This is a genomic window from Streptomyces sp. NPDC004732 (assembly GCF_040609235.1).
Classification (GTDB): Bacteria; Actinomycetota; Actinomycetes; order Streptomycetales; family Streptomycetaceae; genus Streptomyces.
The window spans coordinates 439,847-455,080 of record NZ_JBEXJR010000008.1 but is presented as its reverse complement, the minus strand read 5'-3'; the positions used below and the strand labels follow the sequence as shown (position 1 = coordinate 455,080).

The 15,234-nt window shown below is 69.6% G+C and carries 14 protein-coding genes and 1 tRNA gene; 7 read left to right on the top strand and 8 right to left on the bottom strand.

Annotated features, from left to right (window positions below; all coding sequences use genetic code 11):
• Positions 1–21 precede the first annotated feature (21 nt).
• Together ABZV77_RS25905 and ABZV77_RS25900 are read right to left on the bottom strand one after the other, a co-directional pair.
• Positions 22–1,185 carry an acyl-CoA dehydrogenase family protein gene (locus ABZV77_RS25905; protein ID WP_356261620.1) on the bottom strand — a complete coding sequence of 388 codons (1,164 nt, stop codon included), beginning with the start codon at positions 1,183–1,185 and terminating at the stop codon, positions 22–24.
• Between the two features lie 234 nt (positions 1,186–1,419).
• Positions 1,420–1,731, bottom strand: a complete 312-nt coding sequence (locus ABZV77_RS25900; RefSeq protein WP_356261275.1) for a hypothetical protein — start codon at positions 1,729–1,731, stop codon at positions 1,420–1,422.
• A 404-nt stretch (positions 1,732–2,135) separates the two neighbouring features.
• On the opposite strand from ABZV77_RS25900, the gene ABZV77_RS25895 reads away from it, so the two are divergent.
• Positions 2,136–3,062, top strand: coding sequence for a bifunctional DNA primase/polymerase (locus tag ABZV77_RS25895; RefSeq protein ID WP_356261272.1), 927 nt, complete (start codon positions 2,136–2,138; stop codon positions 3,060–3,062).
• 22 nt (positions 3,063–3,084) lie between these two features.
• Here the strand turns inward: ABZV77_RS25895 and ABZV77_RS25890 are convergent, their stop codons facing one another.
• Positions 3,085–3,324 carry a hypothetical protein gene (locus ABZV77_RS25890; protein WP_356261270.1) on the bottom strand — a complete coding sequence of 80 codons (240 nt, stop codon included), beginning with the start codon at positions 3,322–3,324 and terminating at the stop codon, positions 3,085–3,087.
• A 630-nt stretch (positions 3,325–3,954) separates the two neighbouring features.
• Between ABZV77_RS25890 and ABZV77_RS25885 the strand changes: the two genes are divergently transcribed.
• Together ABZV77_RS25885 and ABZV77_RS25880 are read left to right on the top strand one after the other, a co-directional pair.
• Positions 3,955–4,416: a hypothetical protein gene (locus tag ABZV77_RS25885; RefSeq protein WP_356261268.1), complete on the top strand. Its 462-nt coding sequence runs from the start codon at positions 3,955–3,957 to the stop codon at positions 4,414–4,416.
• Positions 4,417–4,751: 335 nt separating this feature from the next.
• Positions 4,752–5,264, top strand: coding sequence for a serine-threonine protein kinase (locus ABZV77_RS25880; protein WP_356261266.1), 513 nt, complete (start codon positions 4,752–4,754; stop codon positions 5,262–5,264).
• Between the two features lie 23 nt (positions 5,265–5,287).
• On the opposite strand, the gene ABZV77_RS25875 is transcribed toward ABZV77_RS25880, so the two are convergent.
• The 3 genes from ABZV77_RS25875 to ABZV77_RS25865 all read right to left on the bottom strand — a co-directional run bounded on the left by ABZV77_RS25875 (position 5,288) and on the right by ABZV77_RS25865 (position 8,849).
• On the bottom strand, positions 5,288–6,097 hold the full coding sequence (locus ABZV77_RS25875; protein WP_356261264.1) for a hypothetical protein: 810 nt from the start codon (positions 6,095–6,097) through the stop codon (positions 5,288–5,290).
• A gap of 1,045 nt (positions 6,098–7,142) precedes the next feature.
• Positions 7,143–7,227: transfer RNA gene (locus tag ABZV77_RS25870), tRNA-Ser, on the bottom strand.
• Between the two features lie 53 nt (positions 7,228–7,280).
• A complete protein-coding gene (locus ABZV77_RS25865) occupies positions 7,281–8,849 on the bottom strand; it encodes a trypsin-like peptidase domain-containing protein (RefSeq protein ID WP_356261262.1) in 1,569 nt (522 codons plus the stop codon).
• 203 nt (positions 8,850–9,052) lie between these two features.
• Between ABZV77_RS25865 and ABZV77_RS25860 the strand changes: the two genes are divergently transcribed.
• From ABZV77_RS25860 to ABZV77_RS25850, 3 genes are all read left to right on the top strand, one after another.
• Complete coding sequence (locus ABZV77_RS25860; protein ID WP_356261260.1) at positions 9,053–9,901, top strand: glycerophosphodiester phosphodiesterase; 849 nt, start codon at positions 9,053–9,055, stop codon at positions 9,899–9,901.
• Between the two features lie 53 nt (positions 9,902–9,954).
• Positions 9,955–10,572: an ATP-binding protein gene (locus ABZV77_RS25855; RefSeq protein ID WP_356261257.1), complete on the top strand. Its 618-nt coding sequence runs from the start codon at positions 9,955–9,957 to the stop codon at positions 10,570–10,572.
• 69 nt (positions 10,573–10,641) lie between these two features.
• The gene (locus tag ABZV77_RS25850) at positions 10,642–11,634 is read left to right on the top strand and encodes a DUF5926 family protein (protein WP_356261255.1); all 993 of its coding nucleotides are present in this window, start codon (positions 10,642–10,644) and stop codon (positions 11,632–11,634) included.
• Between the two features lie 277 nt (positions 11,635–11,911).
• Here the strand turns inward: ABZV77_RS25850 and ABZV77_RS25845 are convergent, their stop codons facing one another.
• Both ABZV77_RS25845 and ABZV77_RS25840 read right to left on the bottom strand, forming a co-directional pair.
• Positions 11,912–12,475 carry a hypothetical protein gene (locus tag ABZV77_RS25845; RefSeq protein ID WP_356261254.1) on the bottom strand — a complete coding sequence of 188 codons (564 nt, stop codon included), beginning with the start codon at positions 12,473–12,475 and terminating at the stop codon, positions 11,912–11,914.
• A gap of 55 nt (positions 12,476–12,530) precedes the next feature.
• Complete coding sequence (locus ABZV77_RS25840; protein ID WP_356261252.1) at positions 12,531–13,208, bottom strand: bifunctional DNA primase/polymerase; 678 nt, start codon at positions 13,206–13,208, stop codon at positions 12,531–12,533.
• 516 nt (positions 13,209–13,724) lie between these two features.
• Between ABZV77_RS25840 and ABZV77_RS25835 the strand changes: the two genes are divergently transcribed.
• On the top strand, positions 13,725–15,197 hold the full coding sequence (locus ABZV77_RS25835) for a PP2C family protein-serine/threonine phosphatase (RefSeq protein WP_356261249.1): 1,473 nt from the start codon (positions 13,725–13,727) through the stop codon (positions 15,195–15,197).
• Positions 15,198–15,234: the final 37 nt, after the last annotated feature.

Sequence of the window (15,234 nt, the reverse complement as noted above, 5' to 3'; positions counted from 1 at the left end):
TCTTGTCGTACGCGTTGCCCTTCACCGTCGTCCCCTCCGCATGCCGAGCCGCATCGTCGCGACGATCTCGCGCTGCACCTCGCTCACCCCGCCCCCGAACGTATTGATCTGCGCGGCCCTGTTCATCCGCTCCAGTTCGCCGTCCCCGAAACCGCCCGGCGACCCGGCCCGCACGAGCCCGCCTTCCCCCGCGATCTCCTGACACATTCGGTACGCCTCGACGGCCGATTCGGTTCCCATGAACTTCACGCCGCTCGCGTCTCCCGGCGCCAGTCGGCCCGCGCCCACATCCCCCACCAAACGCCAGTTGAGCAGGCGCGTTGCCGCCAGCCGCGCATGCACCTCGGCCAGTCTCGACCGCACCCACGGGGCGTCAATCCGGCGCTCACCCGTCACCGGATCGGGTGTGCGCGCGGAGTCGAGCACCGCCGCGTAGAAGTCCTCGGCCTGCATGCCGATGGCGGCGAGCGCCACGCGCTCGTGGTTGAGCTGGTTGGTGATGAGGCCCCAGCCTCCGTTCTCCTCGCCGACGAGGTTCGCGGCGGGCACGCGGATTCCGTCGTAGTACGTCGCCGTCGTCGTCAGCCCGCCCACCGTGTCGATGGGAGTCCAGGAGAAACCGGGCGCGTCGGTCGGGACGAGCACGATGGAGATGCCCTGGTGCTTGGGGGCGTCGGGGTCGGTGCGGCAGGCCAGCCAGATCCAGTCGGCGTTCTGCGCGTTCGAGGTGAAGATCTTCTGGCCGTCGATCAGCCAGTCGTCGCCGTCGCGCACGGCCCTGGTCCGCAGTGCTGCCAGGTCGGTACCGGCGGACGGTTCGCTGTAGCCGATCGCGAAGACGAGGTCGCCGCCGAGGATGCGGGGCAGGAAGGCTGCCTTCTGCTCTTCCGTCCCGTACTTCATGAGGGTCGGCCCGACGGTGTTCAGGGTGACCATCGAGACGGGCGCGCCCGCGCGGTAGGCCTCGTCGAAGAAGACGAACTGCTCGTCGGCGCCGCGCCCTTGGCCGCCGTACTCGACGGGCCAGCCGAGGCCCAGCATGCCGTCGGCGCCGATGCGGCGCAGCAGACGGCGCTGTCCCGGCACGTCCGCGCCGTCGGGCGGCCCGTCGGGCATCACGTCCCGGAAGTAGGTGCGCAGGTCGGCGCGGAGACGGCGTTGGCGTTCGGTGGGGGCGAGGTGCACGGGGGCGGCCTCTCCGGCTCGTACCGACAAGGGTTTCTGACTGTCCGTCAGATAGCGTGCCGGTGTCAAGAGATCGCCCGGAGCGGGCCCCGGCGAAGACCTATGGAGGCCCGGCCCAACATTCCGCCCCCGAACACACCTGTGCGGCGGCGCCGAAGCGCCGCCGCACAAGACGTCACACCCCACAACTCGCTCCCCTGGAAGCCGTCCCGATCGGCTCCCGGGGCTACCGGCTCACCAGAGCTGGGCGAAGTTGACCGCGACGTTCTCGTTCGACTGGTCGATCGCCGTGAACGCGGAGCCGTTCACCTGGGCGGTGTTGCTCTGGTTGGAGGCGCCGTTGCCGACGGCCTGCTGCTGCGTCGTGGACGAGTTCCCCGAGTTGTCGTGCCCGACGCCACTTCCGTTCACGGTCGCCACACCGGCGTTCGATCCGTTGTTCGCGAAGGCACCGTTGTCGGCCAGCGCGACGCCCGAGAAGAGCGCGGCAGCCAGCGGCACGGCAGCGGCGGCGGCGATGATGCGGGCGGTACGGATGCTTGCCATGTCTATTCCTCCAGAGCAGGAGGTACGCACCGGCCGAAACCGGGTGTACCAGAAGTACGGCTGTTCCCAAGGCAGTTGGCCGACCGCCTTGGAGTGCTGCACGACGTCGCGACTCCAGAGTTGCCCACCGAATCCCCGGCGAACCACCCCGGAAGCCCCGATTCCCTCGCAAGCGTGATGACAAGTCGATAAACCCGTCTCACGCCCCTTGGACCCCGCCCCGACCCTTCCCACCTGCTGTCGAGCCAGAGCACGAGCCAGGCGCCGCATGAGGCGAAGCGTTTTGGCAGCCCCGCCCGAAGACGTCGTACGCGGGGGCGCCGCCCCTCCGGAACGATCCATTCCGGCAGCGTTCCGACTCGCCCCCTCTTCCCTTCTTCGAACATGTGTACGAACATGAAGGCATGGCCACCACCGACCGCCATGCCACGACCCTCGCGCTCGCCCACGCCTTATCGGCCGCCGAGCGCGGGCTCGCGGTGATCCCGCTCTCGCGCTCCAAGCTCCCGGCCCTGCGCTCCCCCCACCACGCGGACCCCCACCCCGCCGCCCTCTGCCACGGCGAGTGCGGCCGCCTCGGGCACGGGGTGTACGACGCGTCGGCAGACCCGCTGCGCATCCGTGAACTCTTCGCCGCGGCCCCCTGGGCCACCGGGTACGGCATCGCCTGCGGGCTGCCGCCCCACCACCTGATCGGCATCGACCTGGACACCAAGTCCGGTACGGACGCCTCGGCGGCCCTGCGCGAACTGGCGCTGCGCCACCTCTTCACGATCCCCGCCACCGTCGTCGTGATCACGCCCAGCGGCGGCCGTCACGTCTGGCTGGCGGGCCCGCCCGACGCCGTGGTCCCCAACTCGGCGGGCCGACTCGCACCCGGCATCGACATCAGAGGCGCGGGTGGCTACCTGGTGGGCCCCGGTTCCCGCACCGAACACGGCGTCTACAGCACCGTGCCGGGCACGGCCCACCTGCCGCCCGCCCCCTGCCCGCCATCTCTGCTGCGCCTGCTCACACCCCCGCGGCGAACCCCCCACTACGAACACCCCCACGCACCCCACGCACCCCACCCCGCCGACCCACCGACCGCGGACCGCCCCGGCTCCGAGCCCTCGCACCAACGGGGCCACGGCCTGGTGCAGTTCGTGCTCGCGGCGCACGAGGGCCAGCGCAACACCCGCCTCTTCTGGGCCGCTTGCCGCGCCTACGAGAACGGCATGGGCGAAGCGCTGTCCCCCCGGCTCACGGACGCAGCCATCCGCGTCGGCCTCACGGAACACGAAGCCCGCTCGACGATCGCCTCAGCGGCACGCCTCACGGGTCACGCGTGATCCGGCCTCGACCTGCGCGGCCTCAGCACTTCTTCGCGGTCTTGACCTGCACCCACGGACGGCACTTGCCCTTGGCCACGGGGCCCTGCATCGGGACGTGCTTGTAGATGCGGTGGTTCTTGCACACCTGCACCTGAGAGAGATCGAGGCACGCATTGGGGTCGAACGTCATGGCCTGCGCCTCGTTGTGGTTACCCGGAAGGGCAACAAAGAGGGTGGCACTGAACAGCGCCGTCAGGACGGCCACGCAAGCCTTACGCATTTTCATTCTCCCGTTTCGTAATAACGAGCGCCAGATTTCCGACGCCGGGAGATCATGCGTTTCCCACAACGGCATGTCAAGAAGACTTAAACACCCCAACGAGCAAACGAAGAACCACCATGAACCAGGCAAACCACCCACTCAATACCGCGCTATAGCCCACATTTCAGACACACACATGTTTGCGCGACGGCTAATTCGAGCAGCCAGTTCCGAGGATATTCACCTTCACACACCCCGCCACGAACCTCGCACTCAGCGGGGGGCGGCTCGTTGCGGCTCGTCACTAAACAATGATCAACAACTCTCAACCAAGCCCAATACTAAGGCGGTTGAAATCAAATCCGAGAAGCGGCCCGACGGCGATGGCGGCGGTGGCGGTGGCAGGCGCCAGGTCGCGGACGCCGGTCGGCGTGACGGTGAGGGTGATCGGCTCACCGGTCGAGGCACAGCGCGAGCGCGGAAGCGGTCGAGCACCTGATCCACGGGCCAGTCCAGCAGCGCTGCGACGAGCTGTCCACTTTCAGGGTTTAGGGCTTCCTGGTTCCAGTGTTCCTCTTTTCGTGTGCTGAGGAGGTACGTAGCCTTTTATGTCGACCGTCTGAGTCTCTCTGCATGGGCTGGGGATACGTGGACACTGCAGGTCTGTTGCTGCTCGGCGCGGCAGGTGGAGCGGTACGTGGCATCGTGCACGCATACGACTGCATGTCCGAATGGCTCCTACGACGGCAGGAGTTCCGGCTCGCCGAGCAGCCTGAGGCCGAGGGAACGCCGCCCACATTCACTGCCTTCTACGACGTGGCGGGCGAGAGCATCGCAGCCGTCGTGCACATCACGATGGGAGCCGGGGTGGCGACGCTCATGGCGGCCTGGGGGCAGGTCAGTGGAGGCTTCGCGACATTCGCGGTCGGGGCGTCAGCGCCCTTGATCCTCGTCCAGCTGAAGCACACCCGGCTGGCGGAGGCCGTCATAGGCAACCCCAATGCACCGCAGGTCAGCCAGGCGCAGGACGCGGAGCCACCGGCGGCCGGGCCACCGAACGGACAGGCCGTCCCCCGGCGGCCCACCGCGGGCCCGAGGGGCACCGAATGACCGGGCCCACGCTCGGGCCCACGCTGCTCCGTCGTGCCGTCGCAGCCACGATCGGAATCGACCGGCGCACCAGCCGTACTCCCGCCACTCCGCCCGTTGCGCGGCGCCTCACGTTGACGCGCCGGGTCGCAGCCGCAGTCATCGGCGTCCGTGCATACCGCCTGCCGCCCACGGCAGCGAAGGCTCAGGCACTCGCACAGGACACGGAAGCGGGGAGTGCAGGCGGCTCACAGTCCGAGCGACTCCCGTTGGTGACTTTCGCCCCGGTGGCTCTCGGCGTGCCCGAAAGCCACCGGAGCGGGGATCGGCGGCCGGACCGGAAACGCGTCCGGGGCATGGACGGGATGCCGCGCCGTGGACTCGTCCTGATCGCGGCGGCCGCCGCAGGGGTCATTGCTTCTGGGGCATACCTCTACTTCGACGGCACACACGCGAATGGCGAGGGCCCAGCGAATCGGGTACCCCAGGCGACCTCGACGAGCACGCCGACGGGCGTGATACCGAGCAAATACCTCGGTACCTGGGAGAGCACGATTCAGAACGCTTCCGGCCCACACACCCGGAAGATGGTGATCCGGCAGGGCTACGTGGACGAGAGGGTCATGACCCTGACGTCGGTGGGGACGACGGAGGGCGGGGACAAATACCGCTGCGTTTTCAGCGCAAACCTCCGCTCCGTCACACCTGGCACCGTCCGGCTCGGCAGTTCGACGCTGATCGAATCGAAACCGCGCGCGATGTGCGTACCCGGCGAACCCTCGACGCTGACCTTGTCGGGCAAGGACAGGCTGCGGCGCACCAACAACGAAGAAATCGGCAAGACGACGACGTACGACCGCTCCGAGTAACGACGAACAGCCGCGCCCCCGCGTCACCGCGCGGCGGATTCCCTTGCCAACGGCCGAGGCAGGGAAGTTCCCGACCTGATCTCAATACGTACGTCATCGCTATCCTTTATGACATACGTCGAGTTCTCCCGGCTCCATCCAGTAGGCAGCAAGTAGTACCGGTGGTCGCGCTCGATCAGTAGTCGAAGGTTGGTGTATCGATAGCGGAAGTGTGTTCCTTTCCCCAGGTCTGTGACCCGAGGTCCCGGTGGGGCGAAGTTCAACTGCTCAGTGCTCAGCAGAATCACACTGACTCGGCGAACCAATTGCTGTGTGTCCTGGTGGGCATCCTTGCGGCCCAGGTCCGCAGCCACCAAGGCCGCTATCCAGATCAGGCAGAGACCGGCAATCATGAGGGACGCGGCGAACCTCCACACAGGTTCGCGCGGTTGGCCCGCAGGAATCGCCGAGCGGATGCGCCCCAGCAGTACCCCGGCCGCCACGAGCAGTGGAGCGACCCACGCGAAGGACTGAATCCAAGACCACAGCGCCATGAGCAGTGCTCCGGCGGCAACGAATGCATGGTGAGCTTTCGCTGTCATGTGCCCCAATTCCACTGCCTTGCGCAGGTGTCGCTCGGGAACCCGTAGACAACGCAACAGGCGCGGAATGGTCGGCAGTAGTAGCGCCACGGTCAGGATTTCGAAGACAGGCATGGTGGCGAGGCGGAGGCTGCGGATGACCAGTTCGTCGGGGCTGAACCCCATGGCGAAGTTGTCCAAATGGAAGTAACCGAAATACGCGTTGGTGTAGATGTAACCCGTGTACAGCATCAGCACGCCGATGAACGCCACGGTTCCCACAGCAGAGTTGAAGAGTTCCAGGTTGGGGCCACTGTCTCCCGCTGAAGGAGGCTCTGACGGATACCTGACGCGGGCAGGACGTACGCGGACATCGGCCGTCGTGTAGCGGCCGGCGCGGCGGTGCCGCAGCAGTCGGTTCGGCTCACGCGACGAGGCAGGAACACCGCCGAGCCGCCGGTTACGAAGGGCGCCCACTCTGCTAGCTATCGGGGCTGTTGCGTTGCTGGCTGTCCGGCGGCGGCGAACACTCGGCGCCGGGCGGTGGCGTCGGCGAGCACGGCTTGGGCGGCGGAGTCGACGGCGGCTCTCCGACGAGACCAGGGTCGGTGGTGTCGACGGGGCCGGGGTCCCACGGCTCCGGCTCCAGAGGCGGGATGCCGGGATCGCCGTTCTCGCCGTTGCCGTACTGGTCGGCAGTCGGCCCGAGAGGCGTACGGTCACCGTCGTTTTCCTGACCAGCGGCGGGGATGCCGTCCTGGCCGCCTGAAGAGCTTCCCGCTGCACCTCTGCCGACACCCGGCCTGCCTGGTTCGTACTGCCCGCCAGGAGTGCCATCTCGACTGGCCTGACCAGGAGTTCCTACTCCGGGCGCATCGGTCCCCTGCACCGAGGTGGCGCCTGTTGAGGCTCCGCCGGGCGGCTCACCCGAGAAGCCACACGCAGTGACTCCCCAACCTGTAATCGTCGCTAAGGCGAGTGCAGCGCCGCCCGTCACGATCCGAGATCCCTGCATCTGTGCCCCTGGCGCCCGCTGGCTCATCATGATGTGCAACCAGAGGCTCCCACCGCAGGCAGGTTGCGCGGATCTGTTGAGCCCGAACTACGAAGGTTGATGCACGAGAGCGCTACGTTCCACTGCTTACTGGAGCCCATGGGCGCTCAGGCTCCATCCCGGTCCACACCTGGCCCACACCTGGCCCACACCCACTGGCCCAAGCCACGACAGCCCCGGCCCAAGCCGAGACACCCGCCCACGAAAAAGGGTGCCCCTCAACGAGAGACACCCTTCTGACCAGCACACACGCTGATCCGCAAGCGGTGGGTGTGGGATTTGAACCCACGGTGGCTTGCACCACGACGGTTTTCAAGACCGTTCCCTTAGGCCGCTCGGGCAACCCACCCCGCGCCCTCCGCCGGAAACGGAACCGGACGGCGCGGGGACAAGACTAGCGGGTCAGCTGTCGCCCTTGCGCTGGCCCAGCGTCACGTCGGCCGTGTGCTCCTTGCCGTCGCGCTCGTACGTGATCTTGACCTTGTCGCCCGGCTTGTGGGTCCAGATCTGGCCGATCAGGGTCGGGCCGCTGTCGATCACCATGTCGTCCAGCTTCGTGATGACGTCGCCGGGCTTGAGGCCCGCCTTGGCCGCCGGGCCGTTCGGGGTGACCGGCTGCGAACCGCCCACGCCGTCCTTGGAGATCGTCGCGCCGTTCGTGCCCTCCTGCTGCAGGGAGACCGAGGCGCCGATGACGGGATAGACGGGCTGGCCGGTCCTGATCAGCTGCTGGGCGACCTGCTTGGCCTGGTTGACCGGGATCGCGAAGCCGAGGCCGATGGAGCCGGACTGGCCGCCGCCACCGAGGCCGCCGCCGCTCTCGGCGGGCTTGATCGCGGAGTTGATGCCGATGACCGCGCCACGGGAGTCGAGCAGCGGGCCGCCGGAGTTGCCGGGGTTGATGGAGGCGTCGGTCTGCAGGGCGCTCATGTACGAGCTCTTGCCGCTCTGCCCGCCGTCGCTGGACGTCACCGGGCGGTTCTTGGCGCTGACGATGCCGGTGGTGACGGTGTTCGACAGGCCGAAGGGGGCGCCGATCGCGATGGTCGAGTCGCCGACGGCCACGCGGTCGGAGTTGCCGAGCTTGAGCGGCTGCAGGCCGTCCGGGGCGTTCTTGAGCTTGATGACCGCCACGTCGTACCCCTCCGCGCGGCCGACGACCTCCGCGGCGTACTTCTTGCCGTTCGAGAACGTCACCTGGAGCTTGCCGCCCTCGGCGGCGGACGCCACGACGTGGTTGTTGGTGAGGATGTGGCCCTGTGTGTCGTAGACGAAGCCGGTGCCCGTGCCGCCCTCGCCGCCGCCGCTCTGCGCCTCGATGGTCACGACGCTGGGCAGTGCCTTGTTCGCGATGTCGGCGACCGAGCCGGGCGCGCGCTTCAGGTCGGCGGGCGTGTCGGGCGCGGAGACCGTGGTCGAGCTGGTGTCGCTGTCGTTGCGCTCGGCCGCCCAGTACCCGACGCCGCCGCCGATGCCGCCCGCGAGCAGGGCGGCCGCGAGCACCGCGGCGACCAGGCCGCCGCGCCGACCGCCGGGCTTCGGCTCCTGCGGGTGGTACGTGGCGCCCCAGCCCGAACCGGAACCGCCGTCCGTGGCGTACGACGGCATGGCGGGCGGCTGCGGGGGCGGCCAGTTCCCGGCGCCGGAACCCTGCGGAACGGAACCCTGGGGGACGGCGCCGTGCGGAACCGTGGCCTGCGGCGCGCCATAGGGAGCACCGTGCGGCGCACCCTCAGGAGTCCCCTGAGGCGCACCTACAGGCGCATGGCCCGGTGCCTGCTCGGGTGCCGGGGAGGGGGCGTGCGCGGGAGCGGAAGGCGCCGCCTCATGCCTCTGCGGCCCGGCAGGCCCGGCAGGCGCGGCGGGCGCGGCGGAGTCGGCAGAGTCGGCGGGAACAGCGGGAGCGTCCACCGGCGCAGGGGGCGCGGACGGGGCCTGTGGTACCTCGTTGCCCTCGTTCTCGGTGCTCACAGCTCTTCTCCTCGGTCCATGCTGTCGTTACGTGCGTTCTCGGTCACGGCCTGGCTGTGCAAACTGCGCTTCCGTCATCTGTGTCTGCAGTCAGCTTTTCCCATGGGCTGTCAGGGCACCATAAGCCGACGCTGTGTGTCCGGCGCCCCGGGAGGGCGTCTCCCGGCGAGCCTGCGGGTACCCGGTGATGGCACCATGACGCGGTGACCCTCGCACGACAGCACCAGATCCAGGTCGTCGCCCACCGCGGAGCCTCCGAGGATGCTCCCGAGCACACGCTGGCCGCCTACAAGAAGGCGGTCGAGGACGGTGCCGATGCCCTCGAATGCGATGTACGGCTCACCGCCGACGGCCACCTCGTGTGCGTCCACGACCGGCGCGTCAACCGTACGTCGAACGGCCGCGGAGCCGTCTCCGCCCTCGAACTGGCCGACCTCGCCGCCCTGGACTTCGGCTCCTGGAAGAAGCACCACGGCGAGGCCGAGGAAGGACCGGACTGGGAGTCCGCCACGGGTGAGTACACGGGAGAGGACACATCGGTCCTGACCCTGGAGCGACTTCTCGAGCTCGTGGCCGAAAGTAATGCATCGGGCCGCCGCGTGCGGCTCGCCATCGAGACCAAACACCCCACGCGCTGGGCGGGTCAGGTGGAGGAGCGCCTGCTCCTGCTGCTCAAGCGCTTCGGCCTGGACGCGCCCCCGGCCGAGGGCCCCTCGCCGGTACGCGTCATGAGCTTCTCGGCACGTTCACTGCACCGCGTCCGGGCCGCCTCGCCGACGCTGCCGACCGTTTACCTGATGCAATTCGTCTCGCCGCGCCACCGCGACGGCCGCCTCCCCGAAGGCGTACGCATCGCTGGTCCGGCCATGCGGATCCTGCGCAACCACCCCTCGTACGTGGCAAAGCTGAAGCGCGCGGGACACCAGGTGCACGTCTGGACCGTGAACGAGCCGGAGGACGTCGAACTCTGCGCCGAGCTGGGTGTCGACGCGATCATCACCAACCGCCCCAAGCAAGTTCTGTCCCAGCTGAACCAACTGGGACTCCACTAACTCCGGTCACAGGGTGTGCACCGGCGCGTTCGTTCCGTATTCGATCGTTACGAGTGCGTCACCGGACGGGGATTGGCCGGTTTCCGGTCCAGTCCATTGGGGCATCCACACCGTGGCGTGGGGCGAAGGAGGTCTCGGGGGTGGCGTTGGTGGTGGCACGGGAGGTGCCCACGTCGTCGAGCATGGCCGTACCCCATGGCCCTGCGGGCGTGGGGGAAGCAAGGCACCACATGCGCAATCAACTGCGCATGAGCGGGGTGTCCGATTCGGTCGTCGACGATGCCGTACTGATCCTGTCGGAATTGCTCAGCAACGCCTGCCGGCACGGCAGGCCACTGGGCCGAGGAATGGTCGGGGACGGCGACGTGCGCGTGGCGTGGCACGTCGACAAGTCGGGCCGGCTGACGGTCGAAGTGACGGACGGCGGCGGCCCGACCCGCCCGGTGCCCGCCACTCCGTCGGTGACGGCGCACGGCGGCCGCGGGCTCAACATCATCACGGCGCTCTCCGACGCCTGGGGCGTCCGCGACGACGTGCACGGCGAAGTCACCGTGTGGGCCATCGTGCAAGCGGGGCACCACCATGAGGATTTCGCTACGCGCGTCGCCGCGCCGTCGGCGACCGCGATATCCGAGCTCGCCCTCGTGGACCCGTTCGACGACCTGGACTGAATCCACGAACGGCTAGGCTCGCGCCCGTACGGAAGAGTGCAACAGAGCCGCAGCCGGGAGACAGCCAAGATGGCCAAGAAGCGCCCCCAGTCCAAGGGCAAGCAGCAGCCGCAGGTCAAGGACGGAGCCCGCGCCGGCGGCGCTGATGAGAACTATCCGGTCGTCGGCGCCCGCGAACCCTGCCCCTGCGGTTCGGGCCGCCGCTACAAGGCGTGTCACGGCCGGGCCGCCGCGCACGCGGTGACCGAGCTGGTGCAGCGCCCGTTCGAAGGCCTGCCCGGCGAATGCGACTGGATCGCGCTGCGCGAGCTGGTGCCCGCCGCCACGGTCGAGCTGCCCCTCAAGGACGGGCTGCCCGACGGCATTCCGTCGGTCTCCCTCGCCACCGTGCTGCCGATGGCCTGGCCCGCGCTGCGCCGCGACGACGGCTCGGTCCTGCTCGGTCTGCAGAACGACACCTCGTCCGGCGACATCAGCCGCGACCTGGCCGACACCCTGCAGCGCGCCCTGGAGGCCGAGCCGGGTACGCCGATCAAGGGCCGCCGCGCCCCGGCCGAGGGGCCGCGGCTGCAGGACCTGCTCGACCCCGAGGGCCGTTTCGAGCCGGTCGTGCACCCCGGCTTCGAGTTCTGGGTGCCGGACGCGGAGAACGCCACGCCGGAGGTGTCCGCCTCCCTCGAACGGGCGAACGACGCTGCCATCCCGACCGTGAAGCTGACCGGTGTGGACGCCGCGTACTGGTGCGAGACGCCGGAGAAGAACCACCTGCGCTGGGTCATGCCGCACCCCGAGGAGCAGCTCCTGGACGCGCTGGCCCGGCTGCACGCGGCCGGCACGTCGAGCCTCGGCGAGGGCACCCGTCTTGTCGGCTCCTTCCGTGCGCACGGTCTGACCGTGCCGGTGTGGGACCTGCCGAGCGGTGTCACGGCCGCGGACGTCGAGAAGCCCGCGGCGGAGTTCGCCGAGCGGCTCGCGGCGGCGCTCGCCTCGCAGGCCCCGCTGACCGCGGACGAGCGCCGGGCGCGCGGTGGCCTCACCAACCGCCAGGTCACGCTCAGCTGACCGCGTGACGGCACGGCGCACTCCGTCCGGCGGCACCTCACCGTCCACCTGCGTGCCGTGCCGTACCGACTGACGCACCAGTCAGTCGGTACGGCAGCGAACGGAATGCGTGACTCCAGTCACAACTCCCCGTAGCGGTAAGTAAATCCCTGTCCGGATAACTGGGATCGAATTTGCCAAGAGCCGATCTCTTGTTACCGTTCAGGTAGCCCGGTTGCTGGTGCATCCCCCGTCGCCAGCAACCGGGCCCTTTCATGCCCCGGGACCGGTTCGGGTCTCAACTGTCCTGCGGGGGCGCCGAGTTGCTGCCCGAGCGCAGCAGCAGACCGGCCGTCTCGCCCGCCGCGTACTCCGCCACTGCCGAGTACGCCGCCGCATCCCCCGCCGAGCGCTCGCGCGGGGTCTCGCACGCTGCGGGTTCGTCCTCCGCCGCCACCTCGCAGTGCATCTGCACGGTGCGCCCACCGGGGCCCATCAGGGTCAGAACGGCGGTCAGCTCCTCGCCGGTGGCATTGCGGTAATAGGTACGCGCCCAGGTGTCACGGCCCAGTCTGAGCACACAGGTCTGGGCCTCGATGCCGTCGGGCGAGGAGAGTTCGGGGCCGCACCGCGCGGCGGTGGCCGCGCCGGAATCCGCGACGGAATCCCCGACGGAAGAGGACTCGGCGCCGGACTCCGCCCCTGCGCGCGACTCCGAAGGGGCGTTCGAAAGGGCGGCTGAGGGGGAGGGGAGGGGCGACTTCGCGTCACCGTCGCCCACCGGCCCCGCGGACGCCCCGGCGAGCGGCAGGAGAACCGTGACGGCCGCGACGCCCAGAAGCATGATCAGGCGGGGTTGCATGAGCCGAACATAACGACAGTGGGCGCGCAGCCTGCTCGCCGCGCGCCCAATTCCCCTACAACTCGGGCGCGCTCACACCCGTACGAGTGAGGGCGTCGACGACGGCGTCCACGACCGCCTCGACGTCCGGCACCCAGGGAGCGGCCGAGCCGGGCAGCGGCGCGCGCTCCCAGCGGACCTGGCCCTGCCCGGTCCCGGACGGCGGCAGCGCGAGATAGCCGCCCTCGCCGTGGAAGCGCAGGGAGCCGGGCACATAGTCCTTCGCGTACAGGAGCTCGCCCAACTGGGCCATGGAGTAGGGCGCGACGAGGATGTGCACTCTGGCTTCGGTGGCGACCACCGGGCCGAGCCTGATGCCCGCCTCGTCGAGCGCGGCGAGGGCGCGCACGCCCGCTTCCGCGGGGAGACTGACGGCGCACGGGGCGCGGTCTCCGGTGGCGAGCACGATGGGTGCGCCGGGTCGGTTGTTCCACCACCAGCGGACCATCCGCTCGTCGGTGGTGGCGGCGAGGAGACCGGGGTCGAGGGGATGCGCGCCCGGTACCGCGCAGTCGGGGTCGGGGCAGGCGCACCGGCTGCCGTCGCGTCGGTCGAGACCGACTCCGGGCAGTACGGGCCACCGCCATGCGGTCGCGAAGGTCAGAGCAGCGCCGAGCTGGCCGGCGCTCCGGCCGGGCTTCCTTCCGATTCGCCAGGACAGGAGCCTGCGTCGCCTTCCGAGGATCTCGCGCATGAGCGCTCGTTCCTTTCCGTTGCACGCCGGCGTTAGCCGGGGAGACTGCGGGCCACATCACACCATGTGTGGATCACTTCGCTGTACGTACGAGCTGGCACATCTGCACCCAGCCTGCGGCATGGGGAACCACTCTGAACCGAGCGTTGACGTGGCGTGGGGTGGCGGCGCCTGGCGTTTGCCGTCCCGCGATATTGCTTGCCGCCTCCGCCACGGGAGGATGGGGCACGGTCGTCGTGAGTTAGGACGCCCGGGTCCTTCGACAGGTTCCGGATCGATCCCAACTGCCCCTGGCCATCACTGAGTACGTACCCAGCGCGACCACTGCAACGCTCTACCGAACAACGTCAGTCGATCCTAATATGCCCTAACCCTGCGCTGTTTTCAGCCATCTTTCCAAGATCCTTTAGAGTTTCCGGAATTCCCCCGAACACCATGAATCCCGGCAGGACAATGCTGGACATCCCCTCACCAGTGCGTGTACATCTGGAGACATAGCTAGCGGCGCATAATGACATGGGGGTTTGCAATGCTTTTGAGCATTACGCACCGGCCGGAAAGCCGTCAGCCATGAACGCCCCGCACCTCCCGAAAGTGGCCGGAATCGATTCCACTGTTCCGCCACCGGCACACACTGTCGCGCCCAGCGCGCAGACCGCACCCGCCTCGGAACACGCGGCGGGCGCCTTCGTTCCCAGCGCGCCCGGCGCCGTGATCCAGGACCGGCTCGCGGGCTGGGTCTCCGACCTCACGACGCTGCAGGAACTCACCGAGCGGCTCGCCCGCACGGCCACCCTGGACGAGGCCGTGCGCGAGTTCCTGCGCGCCGGCGCGTCCCTGGTGGGCGCCCGGCGCGGGCTCGCGGTCATCGAGCCCGCCGACGGCCTGGGCCCCGAGACCACCTTCGGCCTCGGCCTCGGCCGCGCCGAACTCGGGCACATCGAGACGGTGCCGCGCGGCGCCACCTCGTACGGCAGGATCCTGGACGCCGCCGAGGGCAGGCCCGGCACCGTGCCGGGCGAGATCGCGCAGCCCGACCTCCTCGCCGACGAGGGCCTCGACCCCCGCCACCGCGAAGTCGCCGCCGTCCTCGGCTACGCCGCGAGCTACGCCCTGCCCCTCGCCACCGAAGCGGCGGGCCGGATCGGCGCTGCCGTCTGGCTCTACGACGAGCCCGCCGAACCGGACGAGCGCCGACGCCACCTCGTCGGGCTCTACGCCCGCCAGGCCACCGAGCACGTGGCGCAGCTGCTCGTCCTGGAGCGCGCCCGCACGACCGAGGCCACCCTCCGCGAGGAGCTCATGCCCTCCCGGCTGCCCCGCGTCGCCGGAGTGCAGCTCGCCGCCCGGCACCGCACCGGACCGCGCGGCGGCGGCGACTGGCACGACGCGCTGCCGCTGCCGGACGCGGCGCTCGGCCTCGCGGTCGGCTCCGTCACCGGGTCGGGCCCCAGCGCCGTGGCCGCGATGGGCCGCCTGCGCGCCTCCCTGCGGGCGTACGCGGTGATGGAGGGCGAGGACCCCGTCGCCGTCCTCTCCGACCTGGAGCTGCTGCTGCGGCTGACCGAGCCCGCGCGGTCGGCGACGGCACTCTTCGCGTACTGCGAGCCCGCCCTGCGCAAGATCGTCCTCGCCGGTGCCGGGCACAGCCCGCCGCTGATCGTCGGGGAGCGGCGCACGGAGTTCGTGGAGACCTCCCTGTCCGCGCCGCTCGGCATGCTCGCCTGCTGGGAGGCGCCGAGCGTGGAGATCAGCCCGGAGCCCGGAGAAACGGTGCTTCTCTACACCGACGGGCTTCTGCACCGCACCGGCGACCCGATGGACCGGGCCTTCGCGCGGCTGCACTCGGCGGCGGCGAGCGTCCCCAAGGCCATCAGGGACGACCCCGGCGCGATCGCCGATCACGTGCTGCACACCGTCCTGCCGGACGGGCTCGACGCCGTGGACAGCGACGAGGACGTGGTGCTGCTGGCGGCCCGCTTCGAGTGAGCGTGGGGCACGCGCGCGTGGAGGGCTTCCGTGTGAG

Bases quoted from the DNA above. Each gene is read 5' to 3' on its own strand.
- ABZV77_RS25850 (WP_356261255.1), top strand. From the start codon at position 10,642: ATGGCCAAGAAGCGCCCCCAGTCCAAGGGCAAGCAGCAGCCGCAGGTC.
- ABZV77_RS25880 (WP_356261266.1), top strand. From the start codon at position 4,752: ATGGACGGGATGCCGCGCCGTGGACTCGTCCTGATCGCGGCGGCCGCC.
- ABZV77_RS25840 (WP_356261252.1), bottom strand. From the start codon at position 13,208: ATGCGCGAGATCCTCGGAAGGCGACGCAGGCTCCTGTCCTGGCGAATC.
- ABZV77_RS25835 (WP_356261249.1), top strand. From the start codon at position 13,725: ATGGGGGTTTGCAATGCTTTTGAGCATTACGCACCGGCCGGAAAGCCG.
- ABZV77_RS25845 (WP_356261254.1), bottom strand. From the start codon at position 12,475: ATGCAACCCCGCCTGATCATGCTTCTGGGCGTCGCGGCCGTCACGGTT.
- ABZV77_RS25895 (WP_356261272.1), top strand. From the start codon at position 2,136: ATGGCCACCACCGACCGCCATGCCACGACCCTCGCGCTCGCCCACGCC.
- ABZV77_RS25890 (WP_356261270.1), bottom strand. From the start codon at position 3,324: ATGCGTAAGGCTTGCGTGGCCGTCCTGACGGCGCTGTTCAGTGCCACC.
- ABZV77_RS25900 (WP_356261275.1), bottom strand. From the start codon at position 1,731: ATGGCAAGCATCCGTACCGCCCGCATCATCGCCGCCGCCGCTGCCGTG.